Annotated in this window: 17 protein-coding genes; 9 read left to right on the top strand and 8 right to left on the bottom strand. The window is 50.3% G+C overall.

Features of this window, described 5'->3' with window-relative positions; translation table 11 throughout:
* Positions 1-5: 5 nt before the first annotated feature.
* From ACK8NJ_RS05790 to ACK8NJ_RS05780, 3 genes are read left to right on the top strand one after another with little or no spacing between them, the layout of a single operon-like run.
* Positions 6-524 carry a YfiR family protein gene (locus tag ACK8NJ_RS05790; RefSeq protein WP_001212391.1) on the top strand — a complete coding sequence of 173 codons (519 nt, stop codon included), beginning with the start codon at positions 6-8 and terminating at the stop codon, positions 522-524.
* The gene (gene dgcN, locus ACK8NJ_RS05785) at positions 514-1,740 is read left to right on the top strand and encodes a diguanylate cyclase DgcN (protein ID WP_411962227.1); all 1,227 of its coding nucleotides are present in this window, start codon (positions 514-516) and stop codon (positions 1,738-1,740) included. The genes ACK8NJ_RS05790 and dgcN overlap by 11 nt, the downstream gene beginning before the upstream one ends.
* 15 nt (positions 1,741-1,755) lie before the next feature.
* Positions 1,756-2,238: an OmpA family protein gene (locus tag ACK8NJ_RS05780; RefSeq protein ID WP_411962226.1), complete on the top strand. Its 483-nt coding sequence runs from the start codon at positions 1,756-1,758 to the stop codon at positions 2,236-2,238.
* Positions 2,239-2,314: 76 nt separating this feature from the next.
* On the opposite strand, the gene rplS is transcribed toward ACK8NJ_RS05780, so the two are convergent.
* From rplS to ffh, 5 genes are all read right to left on the bottom strand, one after another.
* The gene (gene rplS / locus ACK8NJ_RS05775) at positions 2,315-2,662 is read right to left on the bottom strand and encodes a 50S ribosomal protein L19 (RefSeq protein WP_000065253.1); all 348 of its coding nucleotides are present in this window, start codon (positions 2,660-2,662) and stop codon (positions 2,315-2,317) included.
* 41 nt (positions 2,663-2,703) lie between these two features.
* Positions 2,704-3,471, bottom strand: coding sequence for a tRNA (guanosine(37)-N1)-methyltransferase TrmD (trmD, locus tag ACK8NJ_RS05770; protein WP_000264777.1), 768 nt, complete (start codon positions 3,469-3,471; stop codon positions 2,704-2,706).
* 30 nt (positions 3,472-3,501) lie between these two features.
* Positions 3,502-4,050, bottom strand: a complete 549-nt coding sequence (gene rimM / locus ACK8NJ_RS05765) for a ribosome maturation factor RimM (protein ID WP_000043335.1) — start codon at positions 4,048-4,050, stop codon at positions 3,502-3,504.
* An 18-nt stretch (positions 4,051-4,068) separates the two neighbouring features.
* On the bottom strand, positions 4,069-4,317 hold the full coding sequence (gene rpsP / locus ACK8NJ_RS05760) for a 30S ribosomal protein S16 (protein WP_000256450.1): 249 nt from the start codon (positions 4,315-4,317) through the stop codon (positions 4,069-4,071).
* A gap of 248 nt (positions 4,318-4,565) precedes the next feature.
* Positions 4,566-5,927, bottom strand: a complete 1,362-nt coding sequence (ffh, locus tag ACK8NJ_RS05755; RefSeq protein WP_000460035.1) for a signal recognition particle protein — start codon at positions 5,925-5,927, stop codon at positions 4,566-4,568.
* A 166-nt stretch (positions 5,928-6,093) separates the two neighbouring features.
* Between ffh and ACK8NJ_RS05750 the strand changes: the two genes are divergently transcribed.
* Both ACK8NJ_RS05750 and ACK8NJ_RS05745 read left to right on the top strand, forming a co-directional pair.
* The gene (locus ACK8NJ_RS05750; protein ID WP_001338897.1) at positions 6,094-6,885 is read left to right on the top strand and encodes a cytochrome C assembly family protein; all 792 of its coding nucleotides are present in this window, start codon (positions 6,094-6,096) and stop codon (positions 6,883-6,885) included.
* A gap of 20 nt (positions 6,886-6,905) precedes the next feature.
* The gene (locus ACK8NJ_RS05745; RefSeq protein ID WP_411962511.1) at positions 6,906-8,192 is read left to right on the top strand and encodes an HlyC/CorC family transporter; all 1,287 of its coding nucleotides are present in this window, start codon (positions 6,906-6,908) and stop codon (positions 8,190-8,192) included.
* A 54-nt stretch (positions 8,193-8,246) separates the two neighbouring features.
* Here the strand turns inward: ACK8NJ_RS05745 and grpE are convergent, their stop codons facing one another.
* The gene (gene grpE, locus ACK8NJ_RS05740; RefSeq protein WP_001296310.1) at positions 8,247-8,840 is read right to left on the bottom strand and encodes a nucleotide exchange factor GrpE; all 594 of its coding nucleotides are present in this window, start codon (positions 8,838-8,840) and stop codon (positions 8,247-8,249) included.
* 122 nt (positions 8,841-8,962) lie between these two features.
* Between grpE and nadK the strand changes: the two genes are divergently transcribed.
* The 3 genes from nadK (at position 8,963) to bamE (ending at position 12,078) form a co-directional block, all read left to right on the top strand.
* On the top strand, positions 8,963-9,841 hold the full coding sequence (gene nadK, locus ACK8NJ_RS05735) for an NAD(+) kinase (protein ID WP_001059169.1): 879 nt from the start codon (positions 8,963-8,965) through the stop codon (positions 9,839-9,841).
* Positions 9,842-9,926: 85 nt separating this feature from the next.
* A complete protein-coding gene (gene recN / locus ACK8NJ_RS05730; RefSeq protein WP_411962222.1) occupies positions 9,927-11,588 on the top strand; it encodes a DNA repair protein RecN in 1,662 nt (553 codons plus the stop codon).
* 148 nt (positions 11,589-11,736) lie between these two features.
* Positions 11,737-12,078 (top strand): outer membrane protein assembly factor BamE, encoded by a 342-nt coding sequence (gene bamE, locus ACK8NJ_RS05725; RefSeq protein WP_001203437.1) that lies wholly within the window; start codon positions 11,737-11,739, stop codon positions 12,076-12,078.
* 61 nt (positions 12,079-12,139) lie between these two features.
* On the opposite strand, the gene ACK8NJ_RS05720 is transcribed toward bamE, so the two are convergent.
* The gene (locus ACK8NJ_RS05720) at positions 12,140-12,430 is read right to left on the bottom strand and encodes an RnfH family protein (protein WP_411962221.1); all 291 of its coding nucleotides are present in this window, start codon (positions 12,428-12,430) and stop codon (positions 12,140-12,142) included.
* Entirely contained in the window at positions 12,420-12,857 is a 438-nt protein-coding gene (ratA, locus tag ACK8NJ_RS05715) for a type II toxin-antitoxin system toxin RatA (protein WP_001300750.1), read from the bottom strand. Before ratA ends, ACK8NJ_RS05720 begins: the two co-directional genes overlap by 11 nt.
* Positions 12,858-13,027: 170 nt before the next feature.
* Here ratA and smpB point away from each other — a divergent pair, with 170 nt between their 5' ends.
* On the top strand, positions 13,028-13,510 hold the full coding sequence (gene smpB, locus ACK8NJ_RS05710) for an SsrA-binding protein SmpB (RefSeq protein ID WP_000162574.1): 483 nt from the start codon (positions 13,028-13,030) through the stop codon (positions 13,508-13,510).
* Positions 13,511-13,678: the final 168 nt, after the last annotated feature.

Below are 13,678 nucleotides of genomic sequence, written 5' to 3'. Positions count from 1 at the left end.
CCTGAATGCGTTTTTCTCACCGACTGTTCTTACTGCTGATTCTCCTGCTGACGGGAGCACCAATACTCGCTCAGGAACCTTCTGACGTTGCGAAAAACGTGCGTATGATGGTTTCCGGTATTGTCAGTTACACCCGCTGGCCTGCGCTATCAGGGCCACCAAAGTTATGTATCTTTTCATCTTCACGTTTTAGTACCGCCCTACAAGAGAATGCCGCGACATCTTTGCCTTATCTGCCTGTCATCATTCACACTCAACAAGAGGCGATGATTTCAGGCTGCAATGGTTTTTATTTTGGCAACGAGTCACCGACATTCCAGATGGAATTAACCGAACAATATCCGTCAAAGGCGTTATTATTAATTGCCGAACAAAATACCGAGTGCATTATTGGTAGCGCCTTTTGTCTGATCATCCACAATAATGACGTCAGATTTGCCGTAAACCTGGATGCCTTATCGCGTAGCGGAGTAAAGGTCAACCCGGATGTCTTAATGCTCGCACGGAAGAAAAATGATGGATAACGATAATTCTCTTAATAAGCGCCCCACGTTTAAAAGAGCATTACGCAACATCAGTATGACCAGCATATTTATCACTATGATGCTGATCTGGTTGCTGCTTTCCGTGACCTCGGTGCTGACCCTGAAACAGTACGCGCAAAAAAACCTGGCACTGACAGCAGCAACAATGACTTACAGTCTGGAAGCAGCGGTCGTTTTTGCCGATGGCTCTGCAGCAACTGAAACACTGGCAGCGCTGGGGCAGCAAGGCCAATTTTCAACTGCAGAAGTGCGTGATAAGCAGCAAAATATTCTGGTATCCTGGCATTACACCCGTAAGGATCCAGGCGATACTTTCAGTAATTTCATAAGCCACTGGCTCTTCCCTGCCCCCATCGTTCAGCCGATTCGTCACAATGGTGAAACCATTGGCGAAGTTCGCTTAACCGCTCGCGACAGTTCAATCAGCCATTTCATCTGGTTTTCGCTCGCTGTCCTGACCGCCTGCATTCTGCTGGCATCAGGCATCGCAATTACCCTCACCCGCCATTTGCACAATGGTCTGGTTGAAGCGTTAAAAAACATCACCGATGTCGTACATGATGTGCGTTCCAACCGCAATTTTTCCCGACGAGTTTCGGAAGAACGTATCGCAGAGTTTCACCGCTTCGCTCTCGACTTCAACAGTCTGCTGGATGAAATGGAAGAGTGGCAGCTTCGTTTACAGGCCAAAAATGCGCAGCTTCTACGTACCGCACTACATGACCCATTAACCGGGCTGGCTAACCGCGCAGCGTTTCGTAGCGGTATCAACACGTTGATGAACAGTTCCGATGCCCGAAAAACGTCGGCGTTACTATTTCTTGATGGCGATAATTTCAAATATATCAATGATACCTGGGGTCATGCGACGGGCGATAGAGTCTTGATTGAAATCGCAAAACGGTTAGCTGAATTTGGCGGGCTGCGACATAAAGCATACCGCCTGGGCGGCGATGAATTCGCTATGGTGCTCTATGATGTACAGTCGGAATCTGAAGTGCAGCAGATATGCTCAGCACTGACACAAATCTTTAATCTCCCGTTTGATCTTCATAATGGCCATCAGACCACCATGACATTAAGCATTGGTTACGCGATGACCATTGAGCACGCCTCTGCGGAAAAATTACAAGAGCTTGCCGATCACAATATGTATCAGGCCAAACACCAGCGTGCCGAAAAGCTGGTGAGATAACAAGGATATATCGATATGATAAAGCACCTGGTAGCACCCCTGATTTTCACCTCACTAATACTGACTGGCTGCCAGTCCCCTCAGGGAAAGTTTACTCCTGAGCAAGTCGCCGCTATGCAATCTTATGGATTTACTGAATCCGCCGGCGACTGGTCGCTGGGCTTATCAGATGCCATTCTGTTCGCAAAAAATGACTACAAATTGCTCCCGGAAAGCCAGCAACAGATCCAAACCATGGCAGCCAAATTGGCCTCGACAGGGCTAACACATGCCCGTATGGATGGACACACCGATAACTATGGTGAAGACAGTTACAACGAAGGCTTATCATTGAAACGGGCGAATGTCGTGGCCGATGCATGGGCTATTGGTGGACAAATTCCACGCAGCAATCTCACCACACAGGGTTTAGGAAAAAAATATCCCATAGCCAGTAACAAGACCGCCCAGGGCCGCGCCGAGAACCGCCGCGTCGCAGTGGTGATTACACCCCCTTAAAACACGAGCAAACAGATAAAAAAAGGGCCAGCCAATTGGCCAGCCCTTCTTAACAGGATGTCGCTTAAGCGAAACCTTAGTTAAGACGCTCTTTGATACGAGCAGCCTTACCAGTACGCTCACGCAGGTAGTACAGTTTAGCTTTACGAACAGCACCACGACGTTTGACAGAAATGCTGTCAACTACCGGAGAGTGAGTCTGGAAGACACGCTCAACGCCTTCGCCGTTGGAAATTTTACGAACAGTGAATGCAGAGTGCAGACCGCGGTTACGAATAGCGATAACCACGCCCTCGAATGCCTGCAGACGTTTTTTGGAACCTTCAACAACCCATACTTTCACTTCCACGGTATCACCCGGACGGAAGGAAGGTACGTCCTGCTTCATCTGCTCTTGTTCAAGTTGCTTAATAATGTTGCTCATAATTTAATCTCTTATCCTGGGTAAACTGATATCTCGGGGGCTTACGCCATCCCATCATGTTTATGTTGCTGTTGTGCGTGTTCCGTTTTGAACTCCGCCAGCAACCTTGCTTGCTCTTCAGTCAGAGCCAGGTTTTCCAGAAGTTCAGGTCTTCTAAGCCAGGTACGGCCCAGCGACTGTTTCAAACGCCAGCGACGTATCTCGGCATGGTTGCCCGACAGTAACACTGGCGGAACTTCCATCCCTTCTAACACCTCAGGCCGCGTATAGTGCGGGCAATCCAGCAATCCTTCAGCAAAGGAATCTTCCGTTGCCGAGGCTTCATGTCCCAGTACTCCCGGAATAAACCGGGAAACGGAGTCAATCAGCGTCATTGCTGGTAACTCACCACCACTGAGAACGTAATCGCCGATTGACCATTCTTCGTCAATTTCGGTTTGGATCACGCGCTCATCTATACCTTCGTAGCGACCGCACACCAGAATCAATTTTTGATTCGTTGCCAGTTCGCTGACGCCCGCTTGATCAAGCTTGCGTCCCTGTGGTGACAGATAAATCACCTTTGCGCCTTCACCCGCCGCGGCTTTTGCTGCATGAATGGCGTCCCGCAAGGGTTGCACCATCATTAACATCCCCGGTCCGCCGCCGTAAGGACGATCGTCCACGGTACGGTGCCGGTCATGCGTGAAGTCGCGAGGACTCCAGCTCTGGATGCTCAGCAGGCCATTTTTAACTGCCCGGCCAGTTACCCCGTAATCGGTAATTGCGCGGAACATTTCAGGAAACAGGCTAATTATGCCAATCCACATAGCGCCGTCTTTTACCGTTTATCCGGTGGTTTAAAAACCAGGATCCCAATCTACTTCGATTGAACGAGTAGTGAGATCGACTTTCTTGATAACCTGCCCATCGAGGAACGGTACGAGACGTTCCTTGATACCAAACGCATCTTTCAGGTTTGCCTTAATGACGAGAACGTCATTAGATCCGGTTTCCATCATATCGACGACTTTACCGAGATCGTAGCCTTCAGTGGTTACTACCTGGCAGCCCATCAGGTCTTTCCAGTAGTAGTCACCCTCTTCAAGCTGAGGCAGCTGCGATGAATCCACGACAATTTCACAATTCGTCAGCAGGTTCGCCGCATCACGATCGTCAACGCCTTTCAGCTTGATGATCATGTCCTGATTGTGGTGCTTCCAGCTTTCCAGCTGGACTTGCTGCCACTGACCCGCCTTCTGGATAAACCAGGGCTGATAGTCAAAAATGCTTTCGGCGTCTTCGGTGGAAGAAAACACTCTGAGCCACCCACGAATACCGTAAGACGAACCCATTTTTCCCAAAACGATGGGATCAACAGGTGCTTGCGCGGTGAGTTGTTTGCTCATCATGACCACCGTGACAGATTAAGCTGCTTTGTTTACTTCTTTGATCAGCGCAGCAACGCGATCAGAAATAGTTGCGCCCTGGCCAACCCAGTGAGCGATGCGATCCAGATCCAGGCGAGTGCCTTCTTCTTTTTCGCTAGCGATTGGGTTGAAGAAACCAACGCGCTCGATGAAGCGACCGTTGCGTGCATTACGGCTGTCAGCGACAACAACCTGGTAGAACGGACGCTTTTTAGCGCCGTGACGTGCTAAACGAATAGTTACCATAACATCCTCTTGTGTGAATAAAACAACCGGACCCCATCGAGGAACGGAGTCCGGTGTCATATTAAAAGCCCGAAAATTTTACTCATTTTTGCGGAAATTGCAATCAACAGTTGCTAACTCTGCTGTAAAAGGCCGTCGGCGGTGCAGCCAGTTTGGTGCCGGAGTGCGCGCAGTCACCGGAGCGTACACGCAGTACGTGAGGATGACGAGCACACCCCGGTGCCAAAAAGGCAAACAAGCCAGGCCGATTAGCGACCAGGAAATCCCGGCGGCATCATACCCTTCATGCTTCTCATCATCTTCGCCATTCCGCCCTTCTTCATTTTCTTCATCATGCGCTGCATGTCGTCGAACTGCTTCAGAAGGCGGTTAACGTCCTGTACCTGCATCCCGCAACCGGCGGCGATACGACGCTTACGCGAACCTTTGATGATTTCTGGCTTAGCGCGCTCTTTCATCGTCATCGAGTTGATGATGGCTTCCATACGCACCAGCACTTTATCGTCCATCTGCGACTTGACGTTATCCGGGATCTGCCCCATGCCCGGCAGCTTGCCCATCAGGCTAGCCATGCCGCCCATATTTTTCATCTGGCGCAGCTGCTCAAGAAAGTCGTTGAGATCGAAGCCGTCGCCTTTTTTCAGCTTGCTGGCTAATTTCTCTGCCTGCGCGCGGTCAACTTTGCTTTCGATATCTTCGATCAGTGACAGTACGTCGCCCATACCGAGAATACGCGACGCGATGCGGTCCGGATGAAACGGCTCCAGCGCCTCAGTTTTCTCGCCAACACCGAGGAACTTGATCGGTTTGCCAGTGATGTGACGAATAGAGAGCGCCGCACCGCCGCGGGCATCGCCGTCCACTTTGGTCAACACTACACCGGTAAGCGGTAACGCTTCATTGAATGCTTTTGCCGTATTGGCCGCATCCTGACCGGTCATGGCGTCAACCACAAACAGGGTTTCAACCGGGTTAATCGACGCATGGACTTGTTTGATCTCGTCCATCATCGCTTCGTCAACGTGCAGACGACCAGCGGTATCCACCAGCAGCACGTCGTAGAATTTCAGTTTGGCTTCTTTCAGCGCAGCGTTAACAATATCAACCGGCTTCTGACCAACATCAGAAGGGAAGAAATCAACGCCCACCTGCTCTGCCAGCGTCTCAAGCTGTTTGATTGCCGCCGGGCGATAGACGTCAGCAGAAACCACCAGCACTTTCTTCTTGTGCTTCTCGCGCAGGAACTTACCGAGTTTACCAACGCTGGTTGTTTTACCGGCACCTTGCAGGCCCGCCATCAGCACGACCGCAGGCGGTTGCGCAGCCAGGTTCAGGGTCTGGTTCTCTTCGCCCATCGCCGCAACCAGTTCGTTACGGACGATTTTGACGAACTCCTGCCCCGGCGTCAGGCTCTTATTAACTTCATGACCAACCGCTTTCTCTTTTACGCGATTGATAAACTCACGCACTACCGGCAGAGCGACGTCCGCCTCCAGCAGCGCCATGCGCACTTCGCGCAGCGTATCTTTTACGTTGTCTTCAGTGAGGCGTCCACGGCCACTGATATTGCGCAGCGTGCGCGACAAACGATCGGTTAAATTATCAAACATTGTCTCTCGCCTGGGGTGGAAACGGTTGGCCGCAATCGCGACACATCATCAGTATATTGCCGCAGTATAACATGAAGGCGTCTTTGTTGTTATGCAACGGTTGGAGCAGCGTTCACCTAACGCTATACTGCTTCTCTTTCTTATTGCTCAAACTGTCGACATTACTATGCCCGTTTTTGCTCTGCTCGCGCTTGTCGCCTACTCCGTCAGTCTTGCGCTGATTGTTCCCGGTCTGCTGCAAAAAAACGGCGGCTGGCGGCGCATGGCTATTATTTCTGCGGTCATCGCGCTGGTCTGCCACGCAATCGCTCTGGAAGCCCGCATCCTGCCCGACGGTGATAGCGGACAAAACCTCAGCCTGCTGAACGTTGGTTCATTGGTCAGTTTGATGATCTGTACGGTAATGACCATTGTGGCTTCTCGCAATCGTGGCTGGTTGCTGCTACCCATTGTCTATGCCTTTGCGCTTATCAACCTGGCGCTGGCGACATTCATGCCCAATGAATACATCACCCATCTGGAAGCAACGCCTGGGATGCTGGTGCACATTGGCTTATCGCTCTTTTCCTATGCCACGCTGATTATCGCCGCCCTGTACGCGCTGCAACTGGCGTGGATTGATTACCAACTGAAGAACAAGAAGCTGGCGTTTAACCAGGAAATGCCGCCATTGATGAGTATCGAGCGTAAAATGTTCCACATCACGCAGATTGGCGTGGTGCTGCTAACGCTCACGCTTTGCACTGGCCTGTTCTACATGCACAACTTATTTAGCATGGAAAATATCGACAAGGCTGTGCTCTCTATCGTGGCGTGGTTTGTCTATATTGTGCTGCTGTGGGGACATTATCATGAAGGATGGCGTGGACGTCGCGTCGTCTGGTTTAACGTTGCGGGTGCAGTCATTCTGACACTAGCCTACTTCGGCAGCCGAATTGTCCAGCAGTTAATCAGCTAACCCCAGAAAAGGAGTTTCCCCTGGAACACATTTCTACTACTACGTTGATCATTATTCTGATCATCATGGTGGTCATTTCAGCCTATTTTTCCGGGTCCGAAACTGGAATGATGACCCTCAACCGCTATCGTCTTCGACATATGGCGAAACAGGGTAATCGCTCGGCCAAACGCGTCGAAAAATTGCTGCGTAAGCCAGACCGCCTGATAAGCCTGGTGTTAATCGGCAATAACCTGGTCAATATTCTTGCCTCCGCGCTCGGCACTATTGTTGGGATGCGTTTGTACGGCGATGCGGGCGTGGCAATTGCAACTGGTGTGCTGACTTTTGTCGTACTGGTATTTGCTGAGGTATTGCCGAAAACCATTGCCGCGCTGTACCCGGAAAAAGTCGCTTATCCGAGTAGTTTTCTGCTGGCTCCGCTGCAAATTTTGATGATGCCGCTGGTCTGGTTGCTGAACGCTATTACCCGCATGTTAATGCGCATGATGGGCATCAAAACCGATATCGTTGTTAGCGGCTCTTTAAGCAAAGAAGAGTTGCGCACCATCGTGCACGAATCGCGCTCACAAATATCCCGTCGCAATCAGGATATGCTGCTGTCAGTACTCGATCTGGAAAAGATGACCGTCGATGACATCATGGTGCCGCGCAGTGAAATTATCGGTATTGATATCAACGATGACTGGAAATCGATTCTGCGCCAACTCTCCCACTCACCTCACGGACGTATCGTGCTCTACCGTGACTCGCTGGACGACGCCATCAGTATGCTGCGCGTGCGTGAAGCCTGGCGACTCATGTCGGAGAAAAAAGAGTTCACCAAAGAGACGATGCTGCGTGCTGCGGACGAGATCTATTTTGTGCCAGAAGGTACGCCGCTCAGCACGCAGTTGGTAAAGTTTCAGCGCAACAAAAAGAAAGTCGGCCTGGTCGTCAACGAATATGGAGACATTCAGGGGCTGGTGGCGGTTGAAGATATTCTGGAAGAGATTGTCGGCGATTTCACTACCTCGATGTCGCCAACACTTGCCGAAGAGGTCACGCCGCAAAACGACGGTTCGGTGATTATCGATGGCACCGCCAACGTGCGGGAAATCAACAAAGCCTTTAACTGGCATCTACCGGAAGATGATGCCCGCACGGTTAATGGCGTCATTCTTGAGGCACTGGAAGAGATCCCTGTCGCAGGCACCCGCGTGCGTATTGGCGAGTACGATATCGATATTCTCGACGTACAGGACAATATGATTAAGCAGGTAAAAGTTTTTCCTGTAAAACCGCTGCGCGAGAGTGTGGCGGAGTAACGAAAACGGCCCTGCATTCGCATGCAGGGCCGTGAATTATTACGAAAACAGAAATTACGCTTTTGCCTTCGCTACAGTTACCATCGCCGCACGAATCGTACGACCATTCAGCGTATAACCCTTCTGCATAATGCCCAGTACGTTACCTGGCGCAACGTCATCAGATTCCACCATTGCGATAGCCTGATGCACATTCGGGTCCAGCGGCACGTTAGTTTCGGCGATCACTTCGACACCAAACTTACGCACAACATCCAGCATCGACTTCAGCGTCAGCTCAATGCCTTCAACCATCGCAGACATATCCGGGTTAGCTTTATCAGCCACTTCCAGCGCACGATCCAGGCTATCAATCACCGGCAGCAATTCGTTGATGAATTTCTCCAGCGCGAATTTGTGGGCTTTTTCAATATCCAGTTCAGTACGACGACGCAGGTTTTCCATTTCGGCTTTTACACGCAAAATGCCGTCACGTTCACGGGTCTGGGCTTCAGCCAGCTGAGCTTCGAGATTCGCAATTTTTTCATCGCGCGGATCCACCTGCTCAGCAGAAGCTTCTGGCTCAACTGCCTCAATCTCTTCGTGCTGATCCATGATAATTTCTTCCGGGGCTTGCCCCTCAGGCGTTTTCTGTTCTTTACTACTCATGAATTTCTCCGCGTTTTTTTCGCATTCATCTCGCTAACTTCGCTTATTATGGGGATCAGTTTCAGGGTTTCAAGGGAAGCACTCACATTGTCATCAATCTTCGCAACAAGGACCTCGGAAAAATGAATAATCATTTCAAGTGTATTGGCATTGTGGGACACCCACGGCACCCCACTGCACTGACAACACATGAAATGCTCTACCGCTGGCTGTGCACAAAAGGTTACGAGGTCATCGTTGAGCAGCAAATCGCTCACGAACTGCAACTGAAGAATGTGAAAACTGGCACGCTCGCGGAGATTGGGCAACTGGCTGATCTCGCGGTAGTCGTTGGTGGCGACGGTAATATGCTGGGCGCGGCACGCACACTCGCCCGTTACGATATTAAAGTTATTGGAATCAACCGTGGCAACCTGGGTTTCCTGACCGACCTTGATCCCGATAACGCCCAGCAACAGTTAGCCGATGTGCTGGAAGGCCACTACATCAGCGAAAAACGTTTTTTGCTGGAAGCGCAAGTCTGTCAGCAAGATTGCCAGAAACGCATCAGCACGGCGATTAACGAAGTGGTACTTCATCCTGGTAAAGTGGCGCATATGATTGAGTTCGAAGTGTATATCGACGAGATCTTTGCGTTTTCTCAGCGTTCCGATGGACTAATTATTTCGACGCCAACAGGCTCCACCGCCTATTCCCTCTCTGCAGGCGGTCCTATTCTGACACCCTCTCTGGATGCGATTACCCTGGTGCCCATGTTCCCGCATACGTTGTCAGCACGACCACTGGTGATAAACAGCAGCAGCACGATCCGTCTGCGTTTTTCGCATCGCCGTAACGACCTGGAAATCAGTTGCGACAGCCAAATAGCACTACCTATTCAGGAAGGTGAAGATGTCCTGATTCGTCGCTGTGATTACCATCTGAATCTGATTCATCCGAAAGATTACAGTTATTTCAATACATTAAGCACCAAGCTCGGCTGGTCAAAAAAATTATTCTAATTTTACGCCAGCCTCTTTACTGTATATAAAACCAGTTTATACTGTACACAATAACAGTAATGGTTTTTCATACAGGAAAACGACTATGTTGGCACAACTGACCATCAGCAACTTTGCTATCGTTCGTGAGCTTGAGATTGATTTTCATAGCGGCATGACCGTAATAACTGGCGAGACCGGCGCGGGTAAATCTATTGCAATAGATGCCCTCGGCCTTTGTCTCGGTGGTCGCGCTGAAGCCGACATGGTGCGTACCGGCGCTGCTCGTGCCGACCTGTGCGCCCGTTTTTCTCTGAAAGATACGCCAGCGGCCCTGCGCTGGCTGGAAGAAAACCAGCTTGAAGACGGACATGAATGTTTGCTTCGTCGCGTAATCAGCAGCGATGGTCGCTCCCGTGGTTTCATCAACGGTACAGCGGTTCCTCTGTCACAACTGCGCGAACTGGGTCAGTTGCTCATTCAGATCCATGGTCAGCACGCTCATCAATTACTCACCAAACCTGAGCACCAAAAATTCCTGCTTGATGGCTATGCCAATGAAACCTCTCTACTTCAGGAAATGACCGCACGTTATCAGTTGTGGCATCAAAGCTGCCGTGACCTCGCGCATCATCAACAGTTAAGTCAGGAACGTGCTGCCCGTGCGGAGCTGCTGCAATACCAATTAAAAGAACTTAACGAATTTAATCCGCAGCCCGGAGAGTTTGAGCAAATCGACGAAGAGTACAAACGTCTGGCGAACAGCGGTCAATTGCTGACTACCAGCCAGAATGCATTGGCATTAATGGCCGACGGTGAAGACGCAAACCTGCAAAGTCAGCTTTACACGGCTAAACAACTGGTGAGCGAATTGATTGGCATGGACAGCAAACTGTCCGGCGTACTTGATATGCTGGAAGAAGCTACCATCCAGATTGCTGAAGCCAGCGATGAACTGCGCCACTACTGCGATCGTCTGGATCTCGATCCCAACCGACTGTTTGAACTTGAACAGCGCATCTCAAGACAGATTTCGCTGGCACGTAAACATCACGTCAGCCCTGAGGCATTGCCACAGTATTACCAGTCGCTACTGGAAGAACAGCAGCAACTGGACGATCAGGCCGACTCACAAGAAACGCTCGCGCTGGCGGTAACGAAACATCATCAGCAGGCACTGGAAACCGCGCACGCATTACACCTGCAACGCCAGCATTATGCAAATGAGTTGGCACAGCTGATCACCGACAGTATGCATGCGCTCTCAATGCCGCATGGGCAGTTTACGATCGATGTTAAATTTGACGAGCATCACCTGGGCGCTGACGGTGCCGATCGTATTGAGTTTCGGGTAACCACCAACCCAGGTCAGCCAATGCAGCCTATTGCCAAAGTCGCATCCGGTGGTGAATTGTCACGCATTGCATTGGCAATTCAGGTCATCACGGCGCGTAAAATGGAAACCCCGGCACTGATTTTTGATGAAGTGGATGTAGGGATTAGCGGTCCAACAGCGGCAGTTGTCGGCAAACTGCTGCGTCAACTTGGCGAATCAACTCAAGTGATGTGTGTTACCCATCTGCCACAAGTCGCGGGATGTGGTCATCAACACTATTTTGTCAGCAAAGAAACCGATGGTGCGATGACAGAAACGCATATGCAATCCCTGGATAAAAAAGCGCGGTTACAAGAACTGGCGCGCCTGCTTGGTGGCAGTGAAGTCACACGTAACACTCTGGCGAATGCGAAAGAACTGCTTGCGGCGTAAACTTTTTTCCTGCTTCACGGTCAGAGTAAACAGCAAAACGCCGTAAGACCGGAAAGCAAAAGGTTTTAAAGTGATGAAAGGTCTATTATCATCGGCATATTACAGATGAGCCACGTACTGCTCGGGCCCGAAAAGGAATCAAATCACTATGCGCTGTAAAACGCTGACTGCTGCAGCAGCAGTACTATTGATGTTGACCGCAGGCTGTTCCACTCTGGAGCGAGTGGTTTACCGTCCTGACATCAACCAGGGGAACTATCTGACCGCTAACGACGTATCCAAAATACGTGTTGGCATGACGCAACAACAAGTTGCGTACGCATTGGGTACACCGCTGATGTCCGATCCATTTGGTACGAATACCTGGTTCTATGTCTTCCGCCAGCAACCAGGTCATGAAGGTGTAACGCAGCAAACGCTGACGCTGACCTTTAATAGTAGCGGGGTGTTGACCAATATTGATAATAAACCTGCGCTGAGTGGTAACTAATAATAAAGTTGCTCTCAAAGACGTTAAAAAAGGTGCTCAATGAGCACCTTTTTTCTGTCTGTTATTTATTCGCTGATTTTTCTGCTCGTTGCCTGCGCAGCCCTTTCGGATCGGCAATGAGAGGACGATAAATCTCCACCCGATCGCCATCATGTACAATATCGCTGAGTTTTGCCGGACGGCTGTAAATGCCGACTTTGTTTTTAGCTAAATCGATATCGGTACGCAATTCCAGCAAGCCACTGGCACGAATAGCTTCTTCAACCGTCGCACCCTCCTGCAGCGTCACGCGCTGCAGGTACTGCTTCTCAGGTAGCGCATAAGCCACCTCAACGGCAATTTTACCTGGCACTGTAAACCTCTTTCGCACGAACCGTAAAAGCCTGGACCATATTAGCCGCCAGCTCTTTAAACACGCGGCCAAAGGCGAGTTCAATCAACTTATTGGTAAACTCAAAATCGAGATGAAACTCGATACGGCACGCCTCCTGACTCAGCGGCGTAAACTTCCAGCCACCGATCAATTTCTTGAACGGCCCATCCACCAGATTCATAAGAATACTTTGGTTACTGGTCAACTGGTTGCGGGTAGTAAACGTTTTGCTGATCCCAGCCTTAGAGACATCTACCGCCGCAGTCATCTGCCCAGGAGTGGACTCCAGAATCCGACTTCCGGTACAACCCGGCAAAAACTGAGGATAAGACTGAACGTCATTCACTAACTGATACATTTGCTCCGCGCTGTAGGGTACCAGTGCGGTCCGGCTAATCTGAGGCATAACAATTTCCATCAACAAAAATCCAACAAATAATATCATTTATCCTGCTGTAAAAAAAACGCTATCCCGGCGCTGGGTAACATCGGGTTCATGCTAAGATAGAGCCTTGTCCCCCGCAGGATTGATATGGGGTGTTTTCGATTTCAGATTACCGATGATTCACGACGCTTATGACGAAGAAAAAAGCACATAAACCTGGTTCAGCGACCATCGCGCTTAACAAGCGCGCCCGTCACGAATACTTTATCGAAGAAGAGTTCGAAGCGGGACTTGCCCTGCAAGGCTGGGAGGTTAAATCCCTGCGCGCAGGAAAAGCCAATATCAGCGACAGCTACGTCCTTCTACGTGATGGAGAAGCATTTCTGTTTGGCGCTAACATCACGCCAATGGCTGTGGCCTCCACGCATGTGGTGTGCGATCCTACCCGTACCCGCAAGTTACTTCTCAACCAGCGCGAACTGGACTCATTGTACGGTCGCGTCAATCGAGAAGGCTATACCGTAGTGGCGCTCTCCCTGTACTGGAAAAATGCCTGGTGCAAAGTGAAAATCGGCGTCGCCAAAGGTAAGAAACAGCACGATAAACGTTCAGACATCAAAGAACGCGAATGGCAGGTGGATAAAGCGCGTATCATGAAAAACGCCCACCGTTAAACCTGCACTCCAATGATTGACCAGTTCCTCACCGCGCCTCCCTCTCCGGCGGCGCGAATGCACATCTTATTGGCTATCACATCCGACACAAATGTTGCCATCCCATTGCTTAATCGAATAAAAATCAGGCTACATGGGTGCTAAATCTTTAACGATAACGCCATTGAG

Source organism: Escherichia sp. F1 (genome assembly GCF_046764225.1).
GTDB classification, from domain to species: domain Bacteria; phylum Pseudomonadota; class Gammaproteobacteria; order Enterobacterales; family Enterobacteriaceae; genus Escherichia; species Escherichia coli.
This window is presented reverse-complemented; position numbering and strand designations above follow the sequence as displayed.

Excerpts from the sequence above, each read along its gene's own strand:
- ACK8NJ_RS05790 (WP_001212391.1), top strand. The coding sequence starts at position 6 with ATGCGTTTTTCTCACCGACTGTTCTTACTGCTGATTCTCCTGCTGACG.
- rimM (WP_000043335.1), bottom strand. The coding sequence starts at position 4,050 with ATGAGCAAACAACTCACCGCGCAAGCACCTGTTGATCCCATCGTTTTG.
- nadK (WP_001059169.1), top strand. The coding sequence starts at position 8,963 with ATGAATAATCATTTCAAGTGTATTGGCATTGTGGGACACCCACGGCAC.
- recN (WP_411962222.1), top strand. The coding sequence starts at position 9,927 with ATGTTGGCACAACTGACCATCAGCAACTTTGCTATCGTTCGTGAGCTT.
- ACK8NJ_RS05780 (WP_411962226.1), top strand. The coding sequence starts at position 1,756 with ATGATAAAGCACCTGGTAGCACCCCTGATTTTCACCTCACTAATACTG.
- dgcN (WP_411962227.1), top strand. The coding sequence starts at position 514 with ATGATGGATAACGATAATTCTCTTAATAAGCGCCCCACGTTTAAAAGA.
- smpB (WP_000162574.1), top strand. The coding sequence starts at position 13,028 with ATGACGAAGAAAAAAGCACATAAACCTGGTTCAGCGACCATCGCGCTT.
- trmD (WP_000264777.1), bottom strand. The coding sequence starts at position 3,471 with ATGTGGATTGGCATAATTAGCCTGTTTCCTGAAATGTTCCGCGCAATT.
- grpE (WP_001296310.1), bottom strand. The coding sequence starts at position 8,840 with ATGAGTAGTAAAGAACAGAAAACGCCTGAGGGGCAAGCCCCGGAAGAA.
- ratA (WP_001300750.1), bottom strand. The coding sequence starts at position 12,857 with ATGCCTCAGATTAGCCGGACCGCACTGGTACCCTACAGCGCGGAGCAA.
- ACK8NJ_RS05750 (WP_001338897.1), top strand. The coding sequence starts at position 6,094 with ATGCCCGTTTTTGCTCTGCTCGCGCTTGTCGCCTACTCCGTCAGTCTT.
- rpsP (WP_000256450.1), bottom strand. The coding sequence starts at position 4,317 with ATGGTAACTATTCGTTTAGCACGTCACGGCGCTAAAAAGCGTCCGTTC.
- ffh (WP_000460035.1), bottom strand. The coding sequence starts at position 5,927 with ATGTTTGATAATTTAACCGATCGTTTGTCGCGCACGCTGCGCAATATC.
- rplS (WP_000065253.1), bottom strand. The coding sequence starts at position 2,662 with ATGAGCAACATTATTAAGCAACTTGAACAAGAGCAGATGAAGCAGGAC.
- bamE (WP_001203437.1), top strand. The coding sequence starts at position 11,737 with ATGCGCTGTAAAACGCTGACTGCTGCAGCAGCAGTACTATTGATGTTG.